This is a genomic window from Paenibacillus massiliensis subsp. panacisoli DSM 21345, assembly GCF_000426545.1.
Lineage (GTDB): Bacteria > Bacillota > Bacilli > Paenibacillales > Paenibacillaceae > Paenibacillus > Paenibacillus panacisoli.
This window is the reverse complement of record NZ_KE384539.1, coordinates 3131-12765: the sequence shown is the minus strand read 5'-3', so window position 1 is coordinate 12765 and position 9635 is coordinate 3131. Positions and strand designations below refer to the sequence as shown.

Annotated in this window: 1 protein-coding gene; it reads right to left on the bottom strand. The window is 53.7% G+C overall.

Features of this window, described 5'->3' with window-relative positions; genetic code table 11:
• Positions 1–9635, bottom strand: a 9635-nt coding sequence (locus tag K331_RS0128585) for a non-ribosomal peptide synthetase (RefSeq protein ID WP_036636159.1), incomplete at both ends; no start/stop codon positions are given.

The window sequence follows — 9635 nt, the reverse complement described above, 5'->3', positions numbered from 1 at the left end:
TCTCCTTCGCAGAACAGAGCTGGTTGCTCTGGAGTCAGCTCCGCTTGCGCCTCGAACAAGCCGTGAATCGTCTGCTCACTCGGGTAAGCCACCGTCGTATCTCCCCAGATGTCAAGGATCTGTCTACGCTCTGGCTCCGTGACGATTGCCAGTTCATTCACTCGAAGTTCCGGATTCGCTGCTACCTGCTCCAGCAAGTGCACCAGGTGACCCCGAATCTGCTCTACACCCACGCGATCAAAGGTCAGCGCGTTATAGCCAAAGATCATATGAATCGTATCCGCTGGCATGACGACGAGGTTAAAGTCATAGTTCGTCTGCTCGACGGATTCGACTCCTGTAATTCGGAAGCCAGATGCCTGACTGCCACCCAATTGCTCAATCTGCTCCTCTACCGGATAATTCTCGAAAATCATAATGTGATTAATCAAGTCCTGCTTCAGCTCTGACAGGCCCTGAATTTCATACAGCGGATACGTGTCATAAGCATTGGAAGCAATGGATTGCTGCTGATTGTCCTTCATGACATCCGAGAACACCCTGTCACCTTGCGCGCTAATGCGCACAGGAATGGTATTAATGAACAGACCGATCATATTCTCCACATTCGGGATTTCGGCTGGACGACCAGATACAACGCTGCCGAATACGACATCCTGCGACCCGTTATACTTTTGCAGTAAAATGCCCCATACAGTCTGCATCAGTGTATTGATGGTCACCTGATAACGTCTTGCAACCTGCTGAATTCCTGCTGTCAGCTCAGCACCCAGATCAAATTCGAGTCGGTCTGCCTCATATCCGGCTTTGATTTGCTTGTTAGCCTGCGGGAGTCGGGATTGCTCCTCATAGCCTGCCAGATAGCTGCTCCAATAGTCGGAAGCGGCCTGTACATTCTGCTGCTCCAGCCACTCAATATATTGGCTATATGGCGATACAGGCGCCAGCTGTGGCTGCTTGTCGGCCAATATGGCAAAATAGCTTGCAAATACTTCATTCGTCACAAGTGACAAGCACCATCCATCCATCACAATATGATGGAAGCTCCAGACGAAACGGTACGCGTCCTCCCCTGTACGCAATATAGCGACACGCATCAGTGCATCCTGTGCCAGATCAAAGCCTCGTTGCTTATCCTTGCGTGTGAACTCAGTAATATATTCACGCTGAACTCTCTCGTCCAGCTCACGAATATCCTCTACATACAATTCGCTGCCTTTGTTGCGATACACCACCTGCAACGGCTCATCCTTCCACCCACTGTAGAAGTTCGTACGCAATGCCGTATGTCGCTCTACCAGCTTGTCCAGACTAGCTGCGAACGCAGCGATGTCGAACTCGCCCTGCAGATCGAAGGAAGCTTGCTCAAAATACGCTCCAGATTGTGAATCCATCAGGTTGTAGAAGAGCATGCCTTTCTGCATCGGCGTCAGTGCATATACATTTTCCAATTCACCTGTATGAGATGCCTGCTCCGTGATCTGCTCCAGTTCCACGATCGACAGCCCCTTGAAGGATACATCGCTCGGAGTCAGCTCTGGCCGATCCTGAGCCACACAATGCGTAATCACTTCGTGCAGAGCCGTGTGCAGCATGTCTGCCAGACGTTCGAGCGTCTCCTTGTGATACTGCTTACGGCTGTAGGCTACCGTCAGACGCAGCTTGCCCTCCGAGATCATCGCATTGATATCAAGCGTGTAATTCATGCGCGCTCTCGTATCCTCCGTCTCCCCTACACTGTAAGAGGACAAGGTGATACCGCTATGCTGGAGATCCTGATCGATCTGACCCAGATAGTTGAAGCTAATCTCCGGGTCTGGATTAAGGGTACGCTCTTGCGCATCAGCCACAGCTACACCGATTGCAGCAGAGGACAGATAGCGCCAGATTCCATACGACAATCCTTTATGTGGAATGCGTCGCAGCCCTTCCTTCGTCTCCTTGATTCGCTGAGCCAGCGTCATTTCTCTGCCCGTCTCCAGCAATACAGGATACAAGCTCGTGAACCAGCCGATCGTACGCGTAATATCCACGTCAGGAATGATCGCTTCCCGTCCGTGCCCTTCCAGATTGACGAGAACCTGTCCTGCACCCGTCCATTGATGTACGGCCAGGCCAAGTGCGGTCAGCAACAGATCATTAACCTCCGTATTGTAGGCACGGTTAGCCTGTTTGAGCAGCATTTGCGTCTGTGTCTCGCTCCATTCCACGGACAACAGCTCACTGTCTGCCTGCACAGAGCCTTCATATATAAAGTCCTTTGGCAATGGGGCAACGCTGGATTTCTCCTGCTCAATGTGCTCCCAATATGATGTAATTAAGACACTCTCATGAGTAGCACCTGATTCACCAGAAATGGCTGCTGTCGTAACACGCTGTGCATACGATGCCAGCTCGCTGGTCCATAGCTGGAAGGAATCGGTCTTGTACGGTAACTGTATGGCCTGACCCTTCAATGCTCTCTCGTACCCTGCAGCAAAATCTTCAAAGAGAATCCGCCAAGAGACTCCGTCCATCACCAAATGATGAATCGTGATGAGCAGGTGATCGCCATCAACAGTTCGGAACAATCCAAGCTTGACCAGAGGACCTGCGCTCAGGTCCATACTGCTATGAATAGCAGCGGCTCTATCCTCCAACTCCTCCGCATAGCTCTCCAGTGCGCGAAGATCAACGATCTCCAGGGTATACAGGACACCTTCATCGACGCGTCGTGTCCAAGCCTCGTATACCGAGCCCGATTCATCAGGACGGAACACGGTACGCAACGCATCATGGTGTCTCACAATCTGATCCATTACCGAGCGAACAGCTACTTCGTGGAAGCCTTCCACGCTATATAGCATGACTGCTTGATTGAAGTGCTGCGGATGCTCGCGCTTCTGCTCGAAGAACCATTGCTGAATCGGCAGTAAGCCCGTCTCTCCATATACTTCGCCCTGATCAGCTATCCGACTTGCTTCCTGCAAATGCAGTGCCAGTGCTGCAATCGTTGGATGCTGGAACAAGTACTTCATGTCCAGCTTATAGCCGGTCTGGAACACACGGGACGCAATCTGAATGGCCTTGATCGAATCACCGCCCAGATCGAAGAAATTGTCCAGGATCCCGACCGTCGGCACGCCCAGCACATCCTGCCATACCTTTACAAGCGCCCGTTCCTGCGCCGTACGCGGCTCAGCATAATCCGCTCCGCTCTGCAGGCTACCTTCCGGTGCCGGGAGGGCTTTGCGGTCAATTTTGCCATTCGGGCTCAGTGGCATCTGCTCCAGCTGGATAAAGTACGTCGGCACCATGTAGCTTGGCAATTCGCGGCCCATTTCGCTCCGCAGCTCAGCCGTACCAAGCTCAACACTTGCTACATAGTACGCCACCAGTTGCTTCTGCCCCGTCTCATCGGCACGAGCCATGACGACCGCTTCGCGCACAGACTTCACCTGCAGCAGCTGCGCTTCCACTTCGCCCAGCTCAATCCGGTACCCGCGGATCTTCACCTGATGGTCGATCCGGCCCAAATATTCGATGTTGCCATCCGGTAACCAGCGCGCCAGATCTCCCGTACGGTACATCTGCCCGAAGCCTGCACGCCCACCCGAGAACGGGTCACGTACGAACTTCTCGGCCGTCAGCTCTGGACGGTTCAGATAACCGCGCGCCACGCCGACGCCACCAATGCACAGCTCCCCGGCTACGCCGATCGGCTGCAGCTGCTCGGTTCCTTCCTTGACAATGTACAGACGAATGTTCTGAATCGGCTTCCCGATCGGAATGATTCCATACGACTCCCCAGGCTCGCAATCAAAATACGATACGTCCACCGTAGCTTCTGTCGGACCGTACAGGTTGATCAGCTTCGCCCCGGTCAGGCTCGACACCAAGCGCTGGAACCGTGCTACATGCTGTGGCAGCAAGGCTTCTCCACTGGCAAAGACATGCCGGAGTGTACCCAGCTTCGCTTGCAGCACCTCTCGTGGCTGCTGCTCTGCATACTCCAGGAACGCATGCAGCATCGCTGGAACGAAGTGCATTGTTGTCACTCCATCACGGGCAATGGTATCCGCGATATCCTCCGGATTTTTCTCGCCGCCCACGGACAGCAAGCTTACCTTCGAGCCCACCATGGACCACCAGAACAGCTCCCATACCGACACGTCGAATGTGAAGGTCGTCTTTTGCAGGATCGTATCCTCCGCGCTCAGACCATAGCGATCATGCATCCACAGAATCCGATTGATCACCGAGTGATGCTCGACCATGACGCCCTTCGGCTTGCCCGTCGACCCCGATGTATAGATGACATACGCGATATGCTGCGGCCCAGCCAGTGGGGCCAAGTTGGAGCCATCCTCGTGATACAGCTCCTCCTGCTCCAGCACCAGCACTTTGCCGCCGAAGTCTGCCCATCCACTCGCCTCATTTGCACCAATACCAGCGACGGCACCAATACCATTAGCCCCATCAATACCAGCATCCGTATCACTAGCAATTTCAGTACCACTAACACTAACAATTCCAGCCTCTGCACCCAGCGCACTCGAAATTGCTGTAAAATGTCCCGACTGTGCAGACTGCACCTCCCACCGCTCGACAAGATGCTGCTGCGTCAGCACCAGCTGCGCACCCGAGTCCTCTAGCATGAAGCGGATGCGATCTGCCGGATAATCCGGGTCAATCGGCACATACGCACCGCCGGCCTTCAGAATCGCATAGATGCCCACGATCATCTCCAGCGAGCGCTGCACGACCACACCTACTGGCTGATCTGCTACAACACCTTCCGTACGCAAGGTACGTGCCAGACGATTCGCACGCTCATTCAGCTCCGCATAGGTCAACGATTGCTCTCCACAGATGACAGCCACCTGCTCCGGCGCACGTAGTACCTGCTGCTCGAACAGACTGCTAAGTGTCTCCTCCTGCGGATATGGTGCTGCGGTATCGCCCCACACCTCGATGAGATGCGCTTGCTCTGCCGGGGTTACCAAGGCAAGCTCATCTACACGGATATGCGGATTCGCAATAATCTGCTCCAGCACTTGCAGTAGATGCCCTTGCATACGCTCAACTGCAGCACGATCATATACATTCGCGTTATATCGGAACATGATGCGGAAGAGCTCATCCGGCATGACAACCAGATCCAGATCATAATTCGTCTGCTCGACCACCTCAACATTGCTGATTGCAAAGGCTGATGAGCGTACTTCACCCATCTGATCTACTTGCTGCTCCACCTGCTGCTCTACCGGATAATTTTCAAAGACCATAATATGATTAATCAGTTGCTGCTTCTGCTCGGTTAGCGCCTGGATTTCATACAACGGGAAGCTGTCATAGGCCCCTGAGGCCAGTGCCTGCTCCTGTGTATTCCGCATAATCTCAGTGAATGTAGCATTACGAGCATTGTGAATGCGTACCGGAATCGTATTAATGAACAAGCCGATCATATTCTCCACGCCAGGCAGATCCGTCGGACGTCCTGATACCACGCTACCGAATACAACATCCTCATTGTTGTTATATTTCTGCAAAATCACGCCCCATACGCTCTGCATCAATGTATTAATTGTCACCTGCTGTTGCTTCGCGATTCGATACAAGGCGTCGCCCCATGTGCGATCAAGATCAACCGTTATCTGCTCAGACCTATATTCAGATACATACTCAGACACATACTCGGAAGCATGGGCATTCTGCTCATCAATAGCCAACCCGCCATGCATCCTTGTGCTTGCTGATTCTTCCGTCATCGCTGAAGCTGAACCCGCCAATGTCATGGCATGATCCTGGGCAAGGCTGCTTGATATTTCTTGTCCCTCAAGGGCGGACTTACTGCCAGGCAATAGCGTCTGCTGCTCAAATCCAGCTAGATAGCCGTTCCAATAGTCCCTTGCCGCACGCTCGTCCTGACGCTCCAGCCATTCAATATACTCGCTAAAAGGTGTAATCGCAGGCAGTTGTGGCTGCTTATGCTCCAGCAGCGCAAAATATGTGCCGAACACCTCGCTTGTCACAAGTGACAAGCACCAGCCATCCATCACAATATGATGGAAGCTCCAGACCAGATGGTATGCCTCTTCATCCGTATGAAGCACGTGCACTCGCATGAGCGAGTCATTGGCAAGATCGAAGCCTCGGTCCTGGTTCTGCTGCTTGAACGCCCGAATATACGCCTGCTGCTGTGCAGTGTCCATTGCCCGTAGATCCTCATAAGTGAGATCGCTCGACTTGTGACGGAATACCATCTGTAATGGCTCCTGCTGCTGTTCCAATTCGAACATACGGAAGTTCGTACGCAGCGCCTCATGGCGACCAGTCAACAGATCCAGACTCTTACGGAAAATGGCTACATCAAAGTGACCATGCTGATCAAACGACGCCTGCTGGAAGTAAGCACCGGATTCAGGCTCCATGAGGCTGTGGAACAGCATGCCTTTTTGCATTGGTGACAGAGCATACACATTCTCCAGTTCACCGATGCCAGCCGTCTCCAGCATCAATTGCTCCATTTGCTTCAGGCTGAGACCTCTATATAGAACATCACTAGGAGTGAGCTCACTCCGCTCTTTAGCCGCGCAATGCGAGATAACCTCGTGCAGGCTTTCCTTCAATAGCTGTGCGAAATGCTCAACACTATGCTGCTCGAAGGTATTACTGTCATAGCGTATTTCCAGTGTCAGCATACCTGCTGTGATCATACCGTTCACATTCAACGGCTGCTCCAGCAACGTATGTTCACTCATCGGCTCACCGCCGGAGTGAGATGACAGAGCAATTGCGCCTTGATCCAGGTCCTGATCGAATTGACCCAGATAGTTGAAGCTGATTTCAGGCTGCAGATGGAGTGCAGAATTGGCTGCTTCGGCAGACAAGTATTTTAAAAGACCATAACCAATTCCCTTCTGCGGCACCTGACGCAGGTTCTCCTTGACCTGCTTGATCCGCTGACCTGCTTCCGCTTCTCCATCCACCTCTAGCAGTACTGGATATTGGCTCGTGAACCAGCCTACCGTACGTGTGATATCAAGCTCTGGTACGATTGCTTCCCGTCCATGGCCTTCCAGATTGACCAGTACTCTCTGCTGACCACTCCAGCGGTGCAATGCAGTGCCAAGTGCCGTTAACAGGAGGTCATTCACCTCTGTATTGTAAGCTCTATGCGCATCCTGCAGCAGTTGGCGCGTATCCTGCTCGCTCCACGCTACCGTCACCGTCTTGCTGTCACGCAGCGGATATCCCGCTTCTCCAGCACGCTCCTCGTTACTCCGCACTGATCCAGAAGCTTGCTCGGCAAGGCGCTGCCAGTAATTGCTCTCATGCGCCATCGCTTCGCTACTCGCATATTGCGACAAGCGCTCTGCCCATACCGCGAATGAATCCGTTTTGGCCGGCAGACGAATGGCTTCTTCGCGGGCGGCTTGCTCATACCCTTCAGCAATATCCTCTAGTACAATTCGCCACGAAATACCGTCTATGACCAGATGATGGATAGCCATCAGCAAATGATCACCGTCCGCACAACGGAACAGTCCGAGTCTCATCAGTGGTCCATTTTCTATATCCATGGAGCCTTGGATAGCATTAGCCCTGTCTTCAATCACTGTAGCCACACTGGCTTGCTCAGACATGTCCGTGAGGTCCACAATATCCAGACTATATAGCTCGCCTTCCTTCAAGCCACGATTGTATGCCACATAGCCATGCTCGGTATGACGGAACACGATTCGCAATGCATCATGGTGCTCCATAACCTTCGCCACTGCCTGCTGCAATGCAGCTACTTGGAACCCTTCGGCTCTGTGCAGCATGACCGATTGGTTGAAGTAATGCGGCTCTGCCGATTCCTGTGCAAAGAACCATTGCTGGATCGGTGTCAGCGGCAGAGTACCCGTTACCGTGCGTTGATCCGCTGTGCGAGTGGCCTGATGAACATGCCCGCTCAACAATGAGATGGTTGGGTACTGGAACAGATCCTTCATCTCCAGCTTATAGCCAGCTTGCAGCAAGCGTGAAGCTACCTGGATCGCCTTGATCGAGTCGCCACCCAGGTCAAAGAAATTATCCAAGATACCAATCCGCTTAGCTCCCAGCACGGCCTGCCATATAGATACCAACGTCTGCTCCAGGGAAGTGCGTGGCTCTGCATATTCAGCACCGCTGTGCAGACTGCCATCTGGAGCCGGAAGCGCTTTGCGGTCAATTTTGCCATTCGGTGTCAGTGGCATCTGCTCCAGCTGGATCAGGTGCGATGGCACCATGTAGTTCGGCAGCTCAATGCTTAATTGAGCACGCAGCTCCCCAGCACCAACCTCTTGCTCAGCCACATAGTATGCCACCAGTTGGTTCTGTCCCTGCTCATCTGCTTGCGCGAGTACAATGACCTCCTGCACAGCTTCCACCTTCAGCAGCTGAGCCTCCACCTCGCCCAGCTCAATCCGGTACCCGCGAATCTTCACCTGATGGTCGATCCGGCCCAGGTACTCGATGTTGCCGTCTGGCATCCAGCGCGCCAGATCTCCGGTATGGTACATCCGCTCATAATGGCTTGTGGCATGGCTGGCGGCATGGCTAGCGGCATGGCTAGCTGCTCGACCTTCTGTCATGTCATGCCCTTCACCTTCAGAGCCAGATCCAGCGTCAGCCAGTCCCGCTTCACCTACAACTCCCTCAGCTTCCTCAGACTCTCTCACTTCTCCAGTCACGAACGGATTCGGCACGAACTTCTCCGCCGTCAGCTCCGCACGATCCAGATAGCCACGGGCCAGACCCGGACCGGATACGCACAGCTCGCCTGCTACGCCGACAGGTGCCAGATGACCATGAGCATCCACGATGTAGACCCGGTGATTCGGCATCGGACGTCCGATCGAGATGATCTCCCCTGCCCGGCGATCCTCAGATACCGGCCAGATGGATGTTGCGACCGAATTCTCCGTTGGACCATAACCGTTGTAATACGACACCTGATCCTTCCACTTGTACACCAGCTCCGTGGAGGTCGCCGATCCGGCTGTGAACAGAATCCGCAGACTCGGCATCCGCTCCGGCTCCAGATACACCGCATACGTCGGCGGTAAGGCCGCCACGCTAATCCGGTGCTCCGCCATATACTGCTCGAACCGCTCATAGTTCAGGATCGTCTCGCTAGTCGGTACATACAGCGTCGCTCCGCAGAACAGCGCCTGGAATATTTCCCAGCATGCCGCATCGAACGAATAGCTCGCGAACAGCAACGCATGATCCGCAGGACTGATCTGCAGCGTCTGATCGAAGTAGGTCTTGAGGTTGCAGAGACCATGATGCTCCAGCATGACGCCCTTCGGCTGGCCCGTCGTACCTGAGGTATAGATGACATACGCCAGATCGTTCGGTCCAGACCATGGCTCCAGATTCGAGCCATCTCCATGGTAGACGGCATCCGTCCCATCCAGGACGAGCATACGTCCATCGAACGCGACTTTATCCGCCAGATGACGCTGAGTCAGCAGCAGCTGTGCTCCCGAGTCCTCCAGCATGTAGCGAATTCGCTCCTCTGGATACGTCGGGTCAATCGGCACATACGCACCGCCAGCCTTCAGGATCGCGAAGATGCCTACGATCATGTCCACCGAGCGCTCGGTCATGAGACCGACTAA